The organism is Gilliamella sp. B3023, assembly GCF_026536845.1.
Classification (GTDB): domain Bacteria; phylum Pseudomonadota; class Gammaproteobacteria; order Enterobacterales; family Orbaceae; genus Gilliamella; species Gilliamella apicola_E.
Map to the genome: position 1 here is coordinate 21,757 of NZ_JAFNNH010000017.1, position 18,726 is coordinate 40,482.

Annotated in this window: 16 protein-coding genes; 7 read left to right on the plus strand and 9 right to left on the minus strand. The window is 34.4% G+C overall.

All coding sequences use genetic code 11. The features are described from left to right. The first annotated feature begins 114 nt into the window (after nucleotides 1–114). The gene (gene ppc / locus J3U16_RS09715) at nucleotides 115–2,757 is read left to right on the plus strand and encodes a phosphoenolpyruvate carboxylase (protein ID WP_065562426.1); all 2,643 of its coding nucleotides are present in this window, start codon (nucleotides 115–117) and stop codon (nucleotides 2,755–2,757) included. A gap of 11 nt (nucleotides 2,758–2,768) precedes the next feature. Here the strand turns inward: ppc and J3U16_RS09720 are convergent, their stop codons facing one another. The 5 genes from J3U16_RS09720 to aspS all read right to left on the minus strand — a co-directional run bounded on the left by J3U16_RS09720 (nucleotide 2,769) and on the right by aspS (nucleotide 8,198). Continuing rightward, the gene (locus tag J3U16_RS09720) at nucleotides 2,769–3,842 is read right to left on the minus strand and encodes a tetratricopeptide repeat protein (protein WP_267330000.1); all 1,074 of its coding nucleotides are present in this window, start codon (nucleotides 3,840–3,842) and stop codon (nucleotides 2,769–2,771) included. A 192-nt stretch (nucleotides 3,843–4,034) separates the two neighbouring features. After that, nucleotides 4,035–5,498, minus strand: a complete 1,464-nt coding sequence (ubiD, locus tag J3U16_RS09725; protein WP_065735173.1) for a 4-hydroxy-3-polyprenylbenzoate decarboxylase — start codon at nucleotides 5,496–5,498, stop codon at nucleotides 4,035–4,037. Between the two features lie 50 nt (nucleotides 5,499–5,548). Continuing rightward, nucleotides 5,549–5,965 (minus strand): hypothetical protein, encoded by a 417-nt coding sequence (locus J3U16_RS09730; protein WP_267329999.1) that lies wholly within the window; start codon nucleotides 5,963–5,965, stop codon nucleotides 5,549–5,551. 15 nt (nucleotides 5,966–5,980) lie between these two features. After that, complete coding sequence (nudB, locus tag J3U16_RS09735) at nucleotides 5,981–6,430, minus strand: dihydroneopterin triphosphate diphosphatase (protein WP_267329998.1); 450 nt, start codon at nucleotides 6,428–6,430, stop codon at nucleotides 5,981–5,983. Between the two features lie 10 nt (nucleotides 6,431–6,440). After that, nucleotides 6,441–8,198, minus strand: coding sequence for an aspartate--tRNA ligase (gene aspS / locus J3U16_RS09740; protein WP_065735170.1), 1,758 nt, complete (start codon nucleotides 8,196–8,198; stop codon nucleotides 6,441–6,443). A 285-nt stretch (nucleotides 8,199–8,483) separates the two neighbouring features. On the opposite strand from aspS, the gene J3U16_RS09745 reads away from it, so the two are divergent. The 6 genes from J3U16_RS09745 (at nucleotide 8,484) to dusC (ending at nucleotide 13,435) form a co-directional block, all read left to right on the plus strand. Then, nucleotides 8,484–9,029, plus strand: coding sequence for a cysteine hydrolase family protein (locus J3U16_RS09745; protein ID WP_267329996.1), 546 nt, complete (start codon nucleotides 8,484–8,486; stop codon nucleotides 9,027–9,029). A 32-nt stretch (nucleotides 9,030–9,061) separates the two neighbouring features. Continuing rightward, on the plus strand, nucleotides 9,062–9,838 hold the full coding sequence (locus tag J3U16_RS09750; protein WP_065562433.1) for a DUF3100 domain-containing protein: 777 nt from the start codon (nucleotides 9,062–9,064) through the stop codon (nucleotides 9,836–9,838). 10 nt (nucleotides 9,839–9,848) lie between these two features. Continuing rightward, nucleotides 9,849–10,298 carry a hypothetical protein gene (locus J3U16_RS09755; protein ID WP_065562434.1) on the plus strand — a complete coding sequence of 150 codons (450 nt, stop codon included), beginning with the start codon at nucleotides 9,849–9,851 and terminating at the stop codon, nucleotides 10,296–10,298. Nucleotides 10,299–10,318: 20 nt separating this feature from the next. Further along, nucleotides 10,319–11,638 carry an amidohydrolase gene (locus tag J3U16_RS09760; protein WP_065562435.1) on the plus strand — a complete coding sequence of 440 codons (1,320 nt, stop codon included), beginning with the start codon at nucleotides 10,319–10,321 and terminating at the stop codon, nucleotides 11,636–11,638. A 76-nt stretch (nucleotides 11,639–11,714) separates the two neighbouring features. Next, entirely contained in the window at nucleotides 11,715–12,494 is a 780-nt protein-coding gene (locus J3U16_RS09765) for a molybdopterin-synthase adenylyltransferase MoeB (RefSeq protein ID WP_065735168.1), read from the plus strand. Continuing rightward, nucleotides 12,452–13,435, plus strand: coding sequence for a tRNA dihydrouridine(16) synthase DusC (gene dusC, locus J3U16_RS09770; RefSeq protein ID WP_267342970.1), 984 nt, complete (start codon nucleotides 12,452–12,454; stop codon nucleotides 13,433–13,435). Before J3U16_RS09765 ends, dusC begins: the two co-directional genes overlap by 43 nt. 1 nt (nucleotide 13,436) lies before the next feature. On the opposite strand, the gene J3U16_RS09775 is transcribed toward dusC, so the two are convergent. The 4 genes from J3U16_RS09775 to icd form a co-directional block, all read right to left on the minus strand. Further along, nucleotides 13,437–14,366 carry a hypothetical protein gene (locus J3U16_RS09775; RefSeq protein WP_267342971.1) on the minus strand — a complete coding sequence of 310 codons (930 nt, stop codon included), beginning with the start codon at nucleotides 14,364–14,366 and terminating at the stop codon, nucleotides 13,437–13,439. 28 nt (nucleotides 14,367–14,394) lie between these two features. Then, nucleotides 14,395–15,933 carry a murein biosynthesis integral membrane protein MurJ gene (gene murJ / locus J3U16_RS09780; RefSeq protein ID WP_267342972.1) on the minus strand — a complete coding sequence of 513 codons (1,539 nt, stop codon included), beginning with the start codon at nucleotides 15,931–15,933 and terminating at the stop codon, nucleotides 14,395–14,397. Nucleotides 15,934–16,071: 138 nt separating this feature from the next. Then, a complete protein-coding gene (locus tag J3U16_RS09785; protein ID WP_065562440.1) occupies nucleotides 16,072–17,427 on the minus strand; it encodes a citrate/2-methylcitrate synthase in 1,356 nt (451 codons plus the stop codon). A gap of 17 nt (nucleotides 17,428–17,444) precedes the next feature. Next, the gene (icd, locus tag J3U16_RS09790; RefSeq protein ID WP_267342973.1) at nucleotides 17,445–18,707 is read right to left on the minus strand and encodes an NADP-dependent isocitrate dehydrogenase; all 1,263 of its coding nucleotides are present in this window, start codon (nucleotides 18,705–18,707) and stop codon (nucleotides 17,445–17,447) included. Between the last annotated feature and the right edge of the window lie 19 nt (nucleotides 18,708–18,726).

An 18,726-nucleotide genomic window follows, 5' to 3' on the forward strand; every position in this document is an offset into this window, starting at 1 on the left:
TTGTTATAAAGTATATATCCTGAGCAATTAACTTATATTTATACCTTTTTCTTTAATTTTTGGTCATACAGCTTAAAGGCTCTTAGGCAAAATATAAACAAAGTAGAGAATAGAATGAATAGCCAATACTCATCAATGCGAAGCAACGTCAATATGTTAGGTACATTATTGGGCGATGCAATTAAACGAGCAACAGGGAATGAAACTTTCGATTTGGTCGAAAAAATAAGGCAGTTATCAAAATCAGCTCAACAAGGTAACAAACAAGCACATAATGAATTACTAAAATTGATTGAAAATCTTAATGATCAAGATTTACTCCATGTTGCACGTGCGTTTAATCAATTTTTAAACTTAGTTAATACTGCTGCTGAGTATTATGGAATTTCACCACATGGGGAAGCATCGAGCAGCCCTAAAAAAATGACCGAATTATTTAAAACACTTAAAAATTTAAATTTCGCGCCTAAAACAATTGAACAAGCTATTGATAATTTATCTATTGAGTTAGTGCTTACTGCACATCCAACTGAAATCAATCGCCGAACAATGATTAATACTTATACCGCTATTAATAATTGTTTGTCACAACTTGATCATAACGATTTAGCGGATTATGAAAGAGAACGTATCATGCGTCGCCTTAAACAACTTGTTTGCCAAGCATGGTACACCGACGAAATTCGTAAAAAACGCCCTACTCCTCTTGATGAAGCTAAATGGGGATTCTCTGTAATTGAAGATAGTTTATGGGAAGGTGTCCCGTTATTCTTACGTGAGTTTAATGACCAATTAGTTGATGCATTCAATGCTGAACTATCTGTTGAACATGTTCCAGTGAAATTTACCTCTTGGATGGGGGGAGATCGAGACGGCAACCCAAATGTAACAGCTAAAGTTACAGGAAGGGTGATGTTGCAAGCTAGATTAAAAGCAATTGAACTATTTTTAGCTGATATTCAAATTTTAGTTCGTGAATTATCAATGACTGAATGTAGCCAATCAGTCATTGACTTATTAGATGAACAAAATAAAACAGCATCAGAGCCTTATCGGGCTGTAATGAAACAGTTACGTTCACGTTTAACTAAAACCCATAGCTACATAGTTGCATTATTAAATAATGAACAAGTTTTAGCACCTAATGATCTTTTAATAAAGAATGAACAATTATGGACACCACTTTATACATGTTATGAATCATTAATTGAAAACGGAATGTCAACTATTGCTCATGGCCCACTATTAGATACATTAAGACGTATTAAAAGTTTTGGATTGCAATTAGTTAGATTAGATATACGTCAAGATAGTTCAGTGCATACTGAAGCGTTAGACGCCTTAACTAAAGAGTTAAACTTAGGCAGCTATGCTTCATGGTCAGAAGAAGAAAAACAAGAATTTTTATTAACCGAATTACAATCTAATCGACCATTACTACCCTATAATTGGCAACCAGATGAAATGGTTAAAGAAGTATTAGACACTTGCCGTGTTATCAAAAAAGCAGGTGAAGAATCGATTGCGTCTTATGTCATTTCGATGGCAAAAGCACCTTCTGATGTCCTAGCTGTTTACTTACTTTTAAAAATTGTTGATTGCCAAAAAAATATTCCTGTTGCGCCTTTGTTTGAAACCTTAGAAGATTTAAATAATGCAAAATCTGTTATGCAAAAGCTTTTAGATATTCCTTGGTATCGTGAAAAAATCAATGGCAAGCAGATGGTTATGATTGGCTATTCTGATTCAGCAAAAGATGCAGGAACTCTCGCAGCATCATGGGCACAGTATCGTTCACAAGAAGAATTAGTTAATTTATTTGAACAATATAATGTTAACTTGGTGTTATTTCATGGTCGTGGAGGTTCAATCGGACGGGGAGGCGCTCCTGCTCATGCAGCTTTACTGTCACAACCACCAGGATCATTAAAAGGTGGCTTACGTGTTACAGAACAAGGAGAGATGATTCGGTTCAAACTTGGTTTACCTGAAGTTGCACTTAGTAGCTTAATGCTTTATGCATCAGCTATTTTACAAGCTAATTTATTACCACCTCCTGAACCGAAGCAAGTCTGGCGTGATATTATGGACGAAATGTCTGATTATTCATGCCAATGTTATCGTAGCTACATAAGAGAAAAAGCTGAATTTGTTGATTATTTTAGATCAGTTACACCAGAAACCGAACTTGGAAGATTACCTCTAGGCTCTCGACCACAAAAACGACGTACCGGTGGAGGAATAGAAAGTTTACGAGCAATTCCGTGGATTTTTGCTTGGACTCAAAATCGCCTAATGGTTCCATCATGGCTAGGTGCAGGAAGCGCACTTAGGCAAGTTATCAATGAGGGCAAAAAAGAACAACTTAAAGATATGTATCATAATTGGCCATTTTTTAATGCCCGATTAGGTATGTTGGAAATGGTTTACGCTAAAGCGGCGCCGAATATTCATGAGTACTATGAACAAAGGCTAGTTTCTCCTACATTATGGCCATTAGGAGAGGAGTTAAGAAATTTATTAACCGAAGATATTAATACCGTATTAACGATTACTGATGATATTAGCTTGATGGCAGACTTACCTTGGATTGCGGAGTCTGTTGCATTACGTAATACATATATTGAACCACTTAATTTATTACAAGCAGAATTATTAAGTCGTTCTCGTAAAAATGATAACGAAAATACTATAGTTGAACAGGGATTAATGATTACCATTTCTGGTATTGCGGCAGGAATGCGAAATTCAGGATAAGAAAAAAGGGCTTATTCGCCCTTTTTATTTTTTTTAGCTATCTCTTCTAAATAAGCCTTAGCGTCGGTATCCCCTTGCTCACTAGCTTTAGTAAACCAATAAACTGCTAGGTTATTATTTTGTTTAACGCCTTCACCTTCTAGATATTTAATACCTAAATTATATTGCGCATCAACACTTCCTTGCTTGGCTGCTTTGGTATACCAATCTATTGCTTTTTGTTCATCTTTAGGAACCCCCCCGCCAACATCATACATAACCGCTATATTATATTGTGCATCAGCGTTACCACCTTCAGCAGCTTGAGTAAACCAATATGCGGCTTGAGTGTTATCTGGTCTTGTTCCTGTTCCGGTTGCATACATAATGCCTAAATTGTACATTGCTAGTACATAACCGCGTTCGGCAGCTTGAGTATAAAAATAAAGGGCAGCAACATTATCCTGAGTTAAACCGTCACCAGTTTGGGACATTAATCCTAAATAGTAGTGTGCTTCTGGATTGTTATCTTTTGCGGCTTTACTAAACCAATCAGCCGCTACCAGGCGATCTTTATCAACGCCATCACCCGCAAAGTACATAATGCCTAAATTTAAATAAGCATCATAAATACCTTGATCGCCAGCTTGGGTAAAATAATCAATTGCGGTAGACGTTTTTTTTTCTACGCCTTCACCATTTTTATACATCAAAGCTAAATTATATTTAGCTAAAGCATAATTTTGATCGGCAGCCAATTTAAACAATTTGAATGCCTCAGATAAATTAGCTTTAGTCCCTAAACCATTTTGGTACATATAAGCTAAATTATTTTGAGCTTTAGCTAAACCTTGATCAGCGGCTTTCTTAAACCAGAAAAAAGCCTTTAGATCATTAACCTCAACCCCTAAACCCTGCTTATAAATTGTTCCTAGCATATATTGTGATTGCATATCACCCTTTTCAGCAGCAATTAGCAACGAAGGAATTAATGAACTAGGGTCACTTACTTTTAACTCAGTATCCGATTGTGTTTTAGCTTCGCTTGCAACTGCTCCACAAGAGATAGATAACACCAAAGCCAATATAATTTGAAGTTTTTTCATAATTTTTTAAATGTCATAATATTAGCAATAATTATACATAATTGATTAAAAGGGGAATAGTTTTGTTTTTTTAAATATACTTTTTTTTATTATTTAATTGAAAGTTAAAGTTATTCTAATATTGTAAATATTATTAAATCGCTTAATCGGACTCATTATAAAAAAATATAATTAATTATTTAACAAAAGCTATCACAATCCAAGTTCGTCCCAAATTTCATCAATATGAGCGACTACTTTAGCATCTTTAGTAATAATTTTACCCCACTCACGATTAGTTTCACCCGGCCACTTGTTAGTTGCATCAAGTCCCATTTTAGAGCCTAAACCGGAAATAGGTGAAGCAAAATCCAGGTAATCAATTGGCGTATTATCAACAAATGTTGTATCTCGATGTGGATCCATTCTTGTCGAAATAGCCCACATAACATCTTTCCAATCTCTAGCATTAATATCGTCATCACAAACAATAATAAATTTAGTATACATAAATTGTCTTAAATAAGACCATACCCCCATCATCACTCTTTTAGCATGTCCCGGGTATTGTTTTTTGATTGTCACAATGGCAATACGATAAGAGCAACCTTCAGGAGGTAGATAAAAATCAACAATTTCAGGAAATTGTTTCTGTAATATCGGGATAAATACTTCATTTAATGCTAATCCCATTACAGCCGGCTCATCTGGAGGTCTACCTGTATATGTAGAATGATAAATTGCATCTTTACGTCTGGTTAAATGTGTAACTGTAAAGACAGCAAATTTTTCTACTTCATTGTAATAACCAGTATGGTCACCATAAGGCCCTTCAACAGCTTGCTCATGGGGATCAATATAACCTTCTAAAATAATTTCGGCGGTTGCAGGAACGTCTAACTCATTTGATAATGATTTGACCACTTCTGTTCGGCTATTACGCAATAATCCAGCAAAAGCATATTCAGATAAGGTATCAGGTACTGGTGTTACTGCACTTAATATTGTTGCAGGATCAGCCCCAATAGCTACACTAATAGGAAATTTTTCATTTGGATAAGATTGTTGCCATTCAGCAAAATCAAGTGCCCCACCTCGATGGGACAACCAACGCATGATTAATTTATTTTTACCTAGTAGCTGTAATCGGTAAACACCTACATTTTGACGATCTTTATGTGGTCCTTTAGTTATAGTTAGTCCCCAAGTTACAAGTGGAGCTACATCATCTGGCCAACAATGCATAATAGGCAATTGGGTTAAATCGACCTCATCATTTTTAAATATTAATTCCTGACAAGGCGCTGAGGAACGCCGTTTTACCGGCATATTTAGAACTTGTTTATATTTAGGTAATATATTAAAAAATTGTCGAATACCTTTGGGTGGCTCTGGTTCTCGCAAAAAAGCTAATAATTCACCAATTTCTCTTAATTCTGTAGTCTTTTCTCGCCCCATCCCCATAGCAACTCGTTTAGCTGTTCCAAAAAGATTGCAAAGTACAGGAATGTCATAACCAATTGGGTTTTCAAATAATAGAGCTGGTCCCTGAGAGCGTAAAACTCTATCAGCAATTTCGGTCATTTCAAGATGAGGGTTAATTGGATAAGTAATGCGTTTTAATTCACCTTGCTGCTCAAGGTAATCTAAAAAATCACGAAAATTAGACAACGACATTATTACTCCTTTTAACTCTCGCTATTGAAATACTAATTGATGAAGATTAACTAATCTTCATCAAAGTTCTCACTATATATGGGAAGTTGTTTTGTTTGATTACATTCAACGATTTTAGGTAATAATGCTTCAAATTGTTTTTGGTCAACTTCAATAATTTCGTTTTTATCAACTTGATAAAATAGATAAGATTCTGATTTATCATCAGTTTGTATCGATGCTAACCAATAATTACGATCTTCACTATTTTCATTTGTAAAAATTTTAATAATGCTATTTTCTCTTTTTTCAGGTTGATTATGTAACTTGTAATCAATAATTTTTTCAGCAATTTGTGAATCATATTCATCAAAAATTAAAGCTTCTTCTTTAGTTACTTTGCATTTTTTTATATTCATTTCTGCATGACTGATAGATATTACAAAAAACAAGCTGAATAACGAAATAACATAATGGCTAAGTTTCATTTTGGATCTCTTGTATTAATTTTTATCAATTGAGCCAATTTTACTAATAGCCTCACAATTATTTGGCGATATAGTAAGATTGGCTGCACTATTTATAGTTAACCATTGATAAGATAAATGTTCAGTAAGCAATGGCGTTATTTCATCATTAAGAGCTAAATAAAACCAATGTTCTTTATTTATCTTTACTTCTGGTGCGTACCGATATCTAAACTGTGGAAAAATTTCAAACTCAACCGTATGTTTTGCATCAATTAATTTAAGATTTTCTTCGCTAATATCTATACCGGTTTCTTCAAAAACTTCACGAATTGCCGTATCTCTAGGTAATTCATTATCTTCCATACTACCTGTAACTGATTGCCAAAAATTAGGATCATCCTTACGTTGCAACATAAGAACACGCAAAGTCCGTTTACAATAAATAACAACTAATACTGACTCAGGGTTCTTATATTTTTGCATATAAATATCGCTATTTTTTGCTCACTTCTATACCTAATTCCATTAAAGCTGTAGGATTTGCAGGACTAGGCGCATCAGTTAATAAACATGTTGCTGCAGTCGTTTTCGGGAAGGCAATAACATCTCGAATATTATCTGTTCCAGTTAACAGCATAGTTAATCTATCTAGGCCAAATGCTAAACCCGCATGAGGTGGCGTACCATATTTTAATGCATCAAGTAAAAAGCCGAACTTTTCACGCTGATCATGTTCATCAATTCCTAAAATAGAAAAGACAGCCTGCTGCATTTCACTGCGATGAATACGTACAGAACCACCGCCAACTTCATAACCATTGATTACCATATCATATGCATTAGCTACTGCATTTTCAGGATTGCTAATTAATTGCTCTGGGGTAAAATCTTTTGGTGATGTAAATGGATGATGCATTGCACTTAAGCCTTCGTCAGTTTCCTCAAACATAGGGAAATCAACAACCCAAAGTACCGCCCACTTACTCTCATCGGTAATACCTAAATCTTTACCAACTTTCAAACGCAATGCACCTAATGCATCACTCACTACTTTATAACTATCCGCACCAAATAATAAAATATCACCATCTTTAGCATTGGCACGATTAAGTAATGCTTCCATTTGAGGTTCATTAAAAAATTTAGCTACTGGGCTTTGCACACCTTCAAGGCCTTTACTACGATCATTAACTTTGATCCAAGCCATACCTTTAGCACCATAAACTGAGATAAATTGCGTATAATCATCTAATTGTTTACGTGTTAGTTCGGCTCCATTTGGAACGCATAATAAAGCCACTCTTCCTTTAGGATCATTTGCTGGTGTTGAAAATACTTTAAAATCGATATCTTTAACCAAATCCGCCACATCAATAATTTCAAGCGGATTACGTAAATCAGGTTTATCACTCCCATAACGACGCATTGCCTCAGCAAAAGTCATAATTGGGAATTTGCCTAAATCAACATTTTTAACATGCAACCAAAGTTCACGTATCATTTTTTCCATGATTTCGCGCACTTGTTCAGCTGTCATAAACGAGGTTTCAACATCTATTTGTGTAAATTCTGGTTGGCGATCGGCTCGTAAATCTTCATCACGAAAACATTTAACAATTTGATAATAACGATCAAATCCAGACATCATCAGTAACTGTTTAAACAGTTGTGGAGATTGAGGAAGCGCATAAAACTCACCATTATGAACTCGACTTGGAACAAGATAATCTCGAGCACCTTCTGGTGTTGCTTTGGTTAACATTGGTGTTTCGATATCTAAAAAACCATGCTCATTCATAAATGAACGGACAAATGCCGTAATTTTTGCGCGAGTTTTAAATATAGTCGCCATTTCTGGACGGCGTAAATCTATATAGCGGTATTTTAAACGCTGTTCTTCACTATTATTTTGGTTGAAATCAAGCGGTAAAACATCACTACGATTAAAAATCACAAGCTCAGTCGCCAGTATTTCAACCTCACCAGTTACCATATCTTTATTAATTTGGCCCTCTGGTCGTGCTCTTACTTTTCCTTTAATTTGAATACAAAATTCATTACGTAATTCGCCAGCTAATTGATATGCTTGTTGATAATCAGGATCAAAAAAAACTTGCACAATTCCTTCACGATCACGCATATCAATAAAAATCATCCCACCTAAATCTCGGCGTTTATTGACCCATCCACATAGTGTGACTTCTTGATTAATATAGCTTGCGTTTAGCTGTCCGCAATAAATTGTTCTCATTAAAAATATCCTGTGTACAGTTATCAAAAATAATAATTATTATAGAGCAATTTATCAGGGTATAAAGACTATGTTTGAAAATAATCACTATTTAATTTATTTATACTCGATTTATTATAATAATTTTACTTTATACATTTTTTTACAAACTATTTTAAATTCAATTAGATAATAAATATAAAATCGTTTTATCTTGATAAGCTTTTAAAATGATTTATTTAATAGCTTGTCTTATCAGATATTTATTACTAAGCTTTAGTATTATTTGGATATTACTCATATGATATGAAAGCTTTAATTTCAATTGACTATACTAATGATTTCATCGCTGACGATGGCGCTTTGACTACAGGTTCTGCTGGGCAACAAATTGAGTCAGAAATATTAAATTTAACTAAATCATTCATCCAAAATAATCAATTTATCGTTTTTGCGATTGATTCTCATGACCCTTCAGATAAATATCATCCAGAAAATAAACTCTTTCCCCCTCACAATATTATTGGAACTTTTGGGCAACAGTTATTTGGTAATTTACATCCTCTTTATCAAAAACATCAGAATTCAGATAATATTTATTGGATGAATAAACGACACTACTCGGCATTTTGTGGTACGGATCTCGATCTACGCTTACGCGAAAGACATATTACTGAAATCCATTTAGTTGGTGTCTGCACAGATATTTGCATATTACACACAGCGATTGATGCCTATAATTTAGGCTACAAATTGATTATTCATCAAAATGCAGTTGCTAGCTTTGATCCAATCGGTCATCAATGGGCTTTAAAACACTTTCAAAACACTTTAGGGGCAACAGTAATATAAAATATAGATAAAAATTAAAATAAGGAGCAGGAATGGAAGTTTTACGAGACTATAAATTGCATATAATTGCACTGTTAGTAGTAATTATTTGCGAACTAATCGGTAAACAATCAATATGGATTATCGCCGTTTATCCAATGTTATATGCAATGATCTTCGGCGGTGTAATCAGCCTACCAAAGCTAAAAATATTAACTAATAAAAATATGCAGCATGCCAGTTTAGTGATGATGGTTACATTAATATTACTTATTGCAAAGCTTGGTGTGGCTGTAGGTCCTAAAATTGACATGATTTTAAACGATGCCAAGTTAGCCCTAATTTTTCAAGAATTAGGCCATTTCGCAGGAACAATTTTACTAGGATTACCATTAGCTATGTTATTAGGTATGAAAAGAGAGGCAGTTGGTGCAACCTACTCTGTTGCTCGCGAACCTAATATAGCTATTGTTGCAGATAAATATGGGCTAGATTCACCTGAAGGACGAGGTGTTATGGCTATGTATGTATGTGGGACTCTTTATGGTGCAATTTGGATGAGTATCCTTGCAAGCATAATAGCACAATTGAATATTCTTCACCCTTATGCTTTAGCAATGGGAGCTGGAGTAGGTAGTGGGAGCATGATGGCTGCTTCATTGGCACCGATAAGTGATTTATATCCTGACTTATCAGAAAATATCAATGCTTATGCAACAACAGCGAACTTAATGTCTGGTATTGTAGGCATATATATTTATACACTATTTTCTTTGCCTTTCGCTTCTTTCATGTATAACACTTTAGCTCGCCTTCGTCGCAATAAATAAGGAATCGAATATGAAAATTTTAGAAACAATTTTTGTACTTATTTTAGTAGCCGTTATCATGGCAGCAGGTAACACTGTAGGATATAAAATTGATTTTATGCTATCGCTTCAAGCATTAGCTGTGTTAGTTGTCATATCTATTGCAGGATTATTAATAAGTAAATTACCTGTATTAAATAAACTTCCTGTAATTCTATGGGTATCCGTTGTTGCTGCTATTGTATCAGCACCGATATTCCCATATCATCAAGAAGTGGTTGCAATTACAGATCAAGTCTCATTACTTGCTGTTTGTACACCAGTACTTGCTTATGCGGGATTAGCGATTGGTAAAGATCTTGCGCTATTTAAAAATATATCTTGGCGTATCATTCCCGTATCTTTAGCTGTTTTTTCTGGTACGTTTATTTTTGCTGCCCTAATTGCTCAAATTACTTTACATTGGGAAGGCGTTATCTAATTTGGATAAGGATTTTATTTATGACTAAAGAAGAACTAAAGAAAAAAGTCTGCGATGCAATTGCAAATCGAAAAGCAGATATCAAGTCGATTGCTGAAGCAATTTGGTCAGAGCCAGAACTTGGTTACAAAGAACATAAAACAGCTAAAAAAGTAGAAGACGCTTTAGAGAAATTAGGTGTTCCATTTAAAAATAAATTAGCCTTAACTGGTGTTAAAGGTCGATTAAAAGGTGGGAAAGGAAGTAAATATAGCATTGCCATTATTGGCGAGCTCGATGCAATTATTTGTGCCGACCACCCTGCCGCAGACGAAACTTCAGGAGCGGCTCACTGTTGTGGACATAATGCGCAAATCGCTAATATGATGGCTGTCACTATGGGGCTAATTGACTCAGGTGCAATGCAATTTTTAGCCGGTGATGTGGTACCATTTGCTGTCCCTGCAGAAGAATATGTTGAAATTACCTATCGAAACCGATTAATTGAAGAAGGCAAAATCAAATACATTGGCGGAAAACCAGAATTGATTTCACGAGGTGATTTTGATGATGTTGATATGGCATTACAAATACATTTAACAAGCGTCCCAAATGAACGTCAGGATGGTTTTATTGAAATCTCAACCACAAGTAATGGTTTTATTGGAAAATTAATTAAGTATAAGGGAGAGGCAGCTCATGCGGCAGCAGCCCCTCATGCTGGCGTAAATGCTTTAAATGCAGCTATGATGGGGATGATGGGTGTTCATGCTATTCGCGAAACCTTTCAAGAAAAAGATTATATTCGCTTCCATCCAATTATTACCCAAGGTGGTGACTTAGTAAATGTTGTACCAAGCGATGTAAGAATGGAAAGCTATGTACGAGCAGGTAATGTTCCTGCAATGATTGATGCGAATGAAAGAATCAATCAAGCATTAAAAGCTGGTGCAATGGCTGTTGGTGCAACTTGTGAAATTAAAGATTTACCAGGCTACCTACCATTACATAATAACCCAACACTTAATGACCTTTTAAAGCAAAATGCTGAAAATTTAATTGGTGAAGAAAACGTTTCAATCGCACCACATATGACTGGAAGTACAGATACTGGCGACCTATCTCATATTATGCCAGTAAGTCACCCTTGGATTGGTTCGGTTAGAGGTATTTTACATGGAAAAGACTATACTGTATTTGATGAAGATATGGCCTATATTCGCCCTGCTCAAATGATGGCTTGTACCATTATTGACTTGCTCTATGATGATGCGAAACCAGCCGAAACATTAATGGCGAATTACAAACCGTTAATGTCTAAGGAAGAATATTTAAAATTCCTATCGGGTTTTGACAAATAAAGTTAAAAACTTGGCACAATCTTGTGCCAAGTTTTTGTTATACTATCCACTTCATCATCAATCTTTATAACTTCATATGTTAACGCTTACCGACCAAGAATTGTTTCGTTATGACAGGCAAATAGCTTTGCATGGTTTTGATATTGATAAGCAGCAAGTTTTAAAAAACAGTACAGTTTTAATTATTGGATTAGGCGGGTTAGGTTGTGCTGCATCCCTCTATTTAGCTGCATCTGGCATAGGCAAAGTGACTTTAATTGATTTTGATACCATATCCGAATCAAATTTGAATCGACAAATTTTATACACGCCAAAATCCATAAATCAATATAAGGTTCATATAGCTAAGCAAGAATTAAGCCAAATCAATCCAAATATGATTATTGACACCATTAATCAGAAGCTGGTTGATAGTGAATTAATGACAGTAATCAAACAGCATGATATCGTCATTGATTGCACTGATAATTTAACGAGTCGTGAACAAATTAATCGTTGCTGTTTTCAAGAAAAAAAACCTTTAGTTTCAGGGGCTGCAATTCGAATGGAAGGTTTACTGACTGTATTTAATTATGAAGATGATCAACCATGTTATCATTGCTTAAGTCAATTATTTGGTCAAAACCAGCTTACTTGTATTGAAGCAGGCATAATGGCGCCATTAGTCGGTATGTTTGGTTCAATTCAAGCACTAGAGTCCATCAAAGTACTTACCAAGTATGGGAAACCTCTAGTTGGGAGAGTATTGATGGTTGATGGCATGACGATGGAGTTTAACCAAGTTACATTTGCTAAACAAAGTAATTGTATTATATGTGGAAATCAACATACTACACAGGCCATAAAATGCAAATAAATCGAATTATTTTAGCACCAATGGAGGGAGTGCTTGATTATCATGTTCGAGAAATCTTAACTGAAATTAATAAGTTTGATTATTGTGTAACTGAATTTGTAAGAGTGACCAACCATAAATTATCTAATCGAACTTTCTTCCGACTATGCCCAGAACTTCATAATGATGGCAAAACAATATCAGGAACGCCTGTACGTATCCAGCTACTGGGACAATCACCTGAATGGGTAGCTGAAAATGCCGTTAAGGCTATCGAGTTAGGCTCTTATGGTGTAGATATTAATTTTGGCTGTCCGGCTAAAACAGTAGTAGGCAACCATGGCGGTGCTTATTTATTACAATATCCGAATCAAATATATAACATTGTGAATCAAGTTAGAACAGCAATAGGATCTAATCCCGTATTATCAGTTAAAATTCGATTAGGATGGGAAGATAAATCCCGCTGTTACGAAATTGCAAAAGCAATTGAAAATGCAGGAGCAAATGAAATTGTCATTCATGGTAGAACAAAAATAGATGGATATAAAGCTGATAAAATTGATTGGTCAACAATTGGAAAGATAAAACAAAAACTAACCATTCCAGTTATTGCTAATGGCGAAATTTTTTCTATTGAAGATGCCTACAACTGCATAAAACATAGCCAAACAAATGACATCATGCTTGGCCGTGGGATACTAAATATTCCTAATTTAGCTAATATAATTCGTTATAAACATTCATCATTAATCTGGCAAGAAGTCATAAAAATACTACTTAGTTATGCGATGACGGCTATTGACGATGTAAAGCCACTTTATCATTCTGCTCGAATTAAACAATGGTTAGCTTATTTAAAACAGCATTATCCAGAAGCATCGGTATTACTGCCTGAAATAAGACAATTAAAATCACAAATTGAAATCTGTGATTTTTTGAAAACTAAATTAAATAATTAATCTAACTGGTTTTGGCACTCTTAAAATTTGTCTTACCAAAATAATATTTAGTTATTTTATTAAGTACTAGGCAAATCCATAAAATAAGAAATATCAATAAAAATAATATACGAATATACTTAAATAATATATCAAACAAATCAATATAGTATTTGGTTGGATTGTCATAAATAATGGTAAAGATAATATAAACAACGGCTAAAATTAAAATATTTGATATTGATACACTTTTAAAAAGTTTTATATAGATAACTTTATTAGAAAAAATATGAAACCATCTTTTGCTCAATACAAGACCCAATAATAAAGCACTCAGATAAATAGCAGTAAAAAAATTAGAAATATCAAATTTTTTTGAAAGAGGTTCATAAAGAAGGTTAAAACCTTTAATCAATATAAAGCCACTAAAAATAGAAAAAAGAATAAAGTGAATTTCAGAGGAATTTTTTTTAGTCAAAATAAATTCATTTTGATCTTTAACAAAATAAATTTTAGAAAAGTCAATTAAATAATACAAAAGCAAGACTTCGAGTGAATAACGAATAATAGCAAATGCTAAACTAAATAATATTGAATAAAGGTGATAATTTTGGGGTTTAACGTTTGTATTAATTGCAATGAAAGATGCAATAATTGAATAAATCAACATTAAAATGATTAGTGAAATTATAATAGCTTTATTAACAATATGAATATGGAAAGAATAAAAGAAGACCGCTAAAAGACCAAAAACCCATAATGCTTCTATAAAACTTTTTTCAAATAAAAACCGAAATAAAAAATCTGATTCAAAAAAGAAATACCAAAACATATTATCTGGAATTGAAGCATTGTGTTGCAAATATAAAAAAGATGTATTCAAAAATGTGCTAAATAAAAAATAAACTAAACATCCTGTTAACGGCAATTTAAAAAAAGATACTTTTTGCATTTAACTTCCTTGTTATCAATACCACAACTTATTCAATTCTTTTAATAAAATGTTTTATTTTAAAGCCCATCAAGACCAACGAGCCAAAATAGATACAAATACCAACAATAACTAGCAAGAATAAATATCCAATTCTAGTTAGCATTGAGCCTGTAGACCAATCGGGTAATAACTGAGCTCCAAACCACAACGCTACTGACATCAATAAAACAGCAATAATAACCTTGAGTAAAAATCGATACCAACCTGGTTGTGGTTGGTAGAGTTTCTTCTTACGAAGTTGCCAAAACAATAAACCAGCATTAAAACATGCTGCAAGTCCAATTGATAATGAAAGGCCTGCATGTTGTAAAGGTCCAATAAAAGCCAGATTCATCAATTGCGTTAAAATAAGGGTTATTATTGCAATTTTCACCGGTGTTTTAATATCTTGTCTGGAATAAAATGCGGGGGCTAATACTTTAATCAAAATTAATCCAAGCAAACCAATTGAATAAGCGACTAATGCGCGTTGAGTCATCAAAGTATCATTTAAAGTAAATTGACCATACTCGAAAAGAGTTGATATTAATGGTTTAGAAATAACACCTAATGCCACAGTACTTGGTAAAGCTAATAAAAAACAGAGGCGAAGTCCCCAATCTAACAACTCTGAATATTGTTTGTGGTCACCTTTGGCAAAACTTTTGGCTAAAGAGGGTAACAAAATAGTTCCTAATGCAACACCTAGTACACCTGCAGGAAATTCCATTAATCTATCAGCATAATACATCCATGAAACAGAACCTGAAATCAAAAATGATGCAAATATTGTATTAATAATTAACGATATTTGACCGACTGATACACCTAAGATAGCGGGACCCATCTGCTTTAACACTCGCCAAACACCACTATCTTTAAAACTAATACGAGGCAAAACCAACATACCAATCTTTTTCAAATAAGGTAGCTGATATAGCAATTGTAAAACTCCCCCCACCACAACAGAAACAGCTAACGCAAGCACTGGTGGATTAAAATAAGGGGTTAAGAATAAGGTAAAAGCAATCATGCTAATATTTAACAATGTTGGCACAAATGCAGGTACAGAAAAACGATTCCAAGTATTAAGTATAGCGCCCACTAATGATGCAAGTGAGATAAAAAAGATATAAGGAAAAGTAATTCGTAGCATAATTGTTGCAAGTTCAAATTTATCTGATGATTCTTGCATAAAACCTGGTGCAGTTATCATTATAATAAATGGTGCAGTTACAACACCAATTAAAGTAACGATAGCTAATACCAGTGTTAATAAACCTGCGATATAAGCCACAAAAGTACGTGAAGCCTCAATGCCTTGCTGATTTTTATATTCAGCTAAAATCGGTACAAAAGCTTGGGAAAAAGCCCCTTCAGCAAAAATTCGTCGAAGTAAATTGGGCAGTTTAAAAGCAACAAAAAATGCATCCGTAGCCATTCCCGCTCCAAAAAAACGGGCAATAATAGCATCACGAACAAACCCCAAAACGCGTGAAACCATTGTCATTGAGCTAACTGTAGCTAAAGATTTTAAAAGATTCATATACGATTTATGTACCAAGTACATAGTCAAAAACGATTAATGAAGCATAGTCTACAAACTATTGTTCTAAATCACCATGATTTTTTAATAAACAGCCATTTTAATATCACCGTCAGAATGATACTGACGGTATATGTATCAACGATCTTTCAAAGGAATAAAAGGCATAAGTTCGCCAATGTTTTTATAGGCAGGACGTATAATTCGACGATCATCAAAATTAAGTTCTTCAATGCGATGAGCACACCAACCAACGATTCGCGACATAGCAAATAGTGGTGTGTAAACTTCTTTTGGTAACCCAATCATGTCATAAACAAAACCTGAATAAAAATCGACATTAGCACAGACTTGTTTTTTAGTTCTGGCATTTTTACGATTAACTATTGCATGAATCGCACGTTCCTCAAGTAAGTTTAGAAAGTTAAATTCTTTTTCTCGGCCTTTTTCTTGAGCAAGTTTATGGGCCATCTCTTTTAGCAACATGGCTCTTGGGTCTGATACGGTATAAACCGCATGACCAATACCATAAATTAACCCTTTTCGATCAAACACTTCTTTATCTAAAATACGTTGTAGATATGCATCAATTTCATCTGCATCAGTCCAATTTTTAATCTCTTCGGCAAGATGTTTAAGCATTTTTCCTACTTGCAAATTAGCCCCACCATGCAATGGACCTTTCAATGATCCTATACCTGCAGCAATAGATGAGTAAGTATCGGTACCCGTAGAACTCGTTACGCGAACGGTAAAAGTTGAATTATTCCCGCCACCATGTTCAGCATGAATAATCATGGCTAAATCAAGTACTCTTACATCAAGTTCTGTGTATCGACCGGATCCTTTCATCATATAGAGAAAATTTTCTGCAATTGAAAAATCTTCGTGTGGATGGCGGATATGCAGTGATTTACCTTTAGCACTATGACTTAACATATTGTAAGCATAAGCAATAATTGCTGGGAATTTAGCAATTAAATCGATGGATTGACGCATTAAATTATCACGTGAGGTATCATCAGGTTCAGGATCATAAGTATACATTTCAAGAACAGTTCTAGCCAAAATGTTCATCACATCATGGCCTTCAAGTTCCATTATGGCAATCTTAGTTTGTTTTTCTAACGCCATCGACTCACAGAGTAAACGTGAAAAATCTCGTAATTCTTCTTTATCGGGTAAGTAACCAGATAATAATAAATAGATAGTTTCTTCAAACCCTGTTCGTCGCTCTTGTTGAGCATTATGAACCAGCTCTTCAATATCAATTCCTCGGTATAATAATTTACCGGCAATTGGTTTTAGAGAACCATCTTCTAAGCGTTCATAGCCTAATACATCACCAATTTTGGTTAATCCAACTAATACACCAGTATGATCTGCATTACGTAATCCACGTTTTACATTAAATTGTTCGAATAACTGCGATTCAATTTTACTAGTATTTTTAATGGTTTCCGATAATTTATAAACCAAGAACTTTTCTTTCATTAACCATCCCCTTTGAATTATAAATTATCGATTACTGCTTGAGTAAATTGAGTTGTTGATAATGATTGTCCATTTTGCATAAAGCGTGCTAAATCAGTTGTTGCTTTACCTAATTGAAACAAACTTTCCATCGCATTAGTGATTAATTGTCCTACTTCATGCCAACCTAAGTATTCAAACATCATCACTCCTGACAATATAAGTGATGATGGATTGGCTTGATTTTGACCTGCTATATCAGGTGCAGTACCATGTGTTGCTTCAAATATAGCATGTCCGGTTAAATAATTAATATTAGCACCTGGCGCAATACCAATACCACCAACCATGGCAGCCAGCTGATCCGATACATAATCACCATTGAGATTTAATGTTGCAACAACAGAATAGTCCTCAGGTTTTAATAATGTATTTTGTAAAAATGCATCACAAATAACATCTTTAATAATTAATTTAGAGTTTGCTTTAGCGGTTTGTAATGCTTGTTCTGCTGCTGCTTTACTTTGGGCCTTCTGAATTTTTGCATATTGATTCATGGTGAAAACTGCGTCAGCAAATTCTCTTTCCGCAAGTTCATAACCCCATTGCTTAAATCCACCTTCGGTAAATTTCATAATATTACCTTTATGAACAAGGGTCACAGACGGTAATTTATGTTGTAATGCATACTTGATTGCTGAGCGTATTAGGCGTTCAGATCCCTCAATTGAGACAGGTTTCACTCCAAAAGCTGAGGTTTTAGGGAACCTAACTTTAGTTACTTTCATTTGTTCAGATAAAAAATGATAAAACTTTTCAGCATCATCAGAACCTTGTTGCCATTCAATACCGGCGTATATATCTTCGGTATTTTCACGAAAAATGGTCATGTTTACTTTTTCAGGATGCTTTATTGGTGATTCAACACCTTTGAACCAACGGACAGGGCGCAAACAAACATAAAGATCTAATTCTTGGCGCAATGCAACATTTAGTGAGCGAATCCCTCCGCCAACAGGTGTCATTAATGGTCCTTTGATACCGATAAGATAATTTTTGAAGGCACTCATGGTCTCTTCAGGTAGCCATGATCCATTTAAATTAAACGACTTCTCACCAGCAAGTACTTCTTTCCATTGAATACTACGCTTACCTTGATAAGCTTTTTCAACTGCTTTATCAAAAATAGCTCGAGCAGCGTGCCAAATCTCTTTACCCACACCATCACCTTCAATAAAAGGAATCGTTGGATGATTTGGTACAACTAATTGTCCATTTTCAATTGAAACTTGCTGATTCATATTGTCTATTCCTCTTATT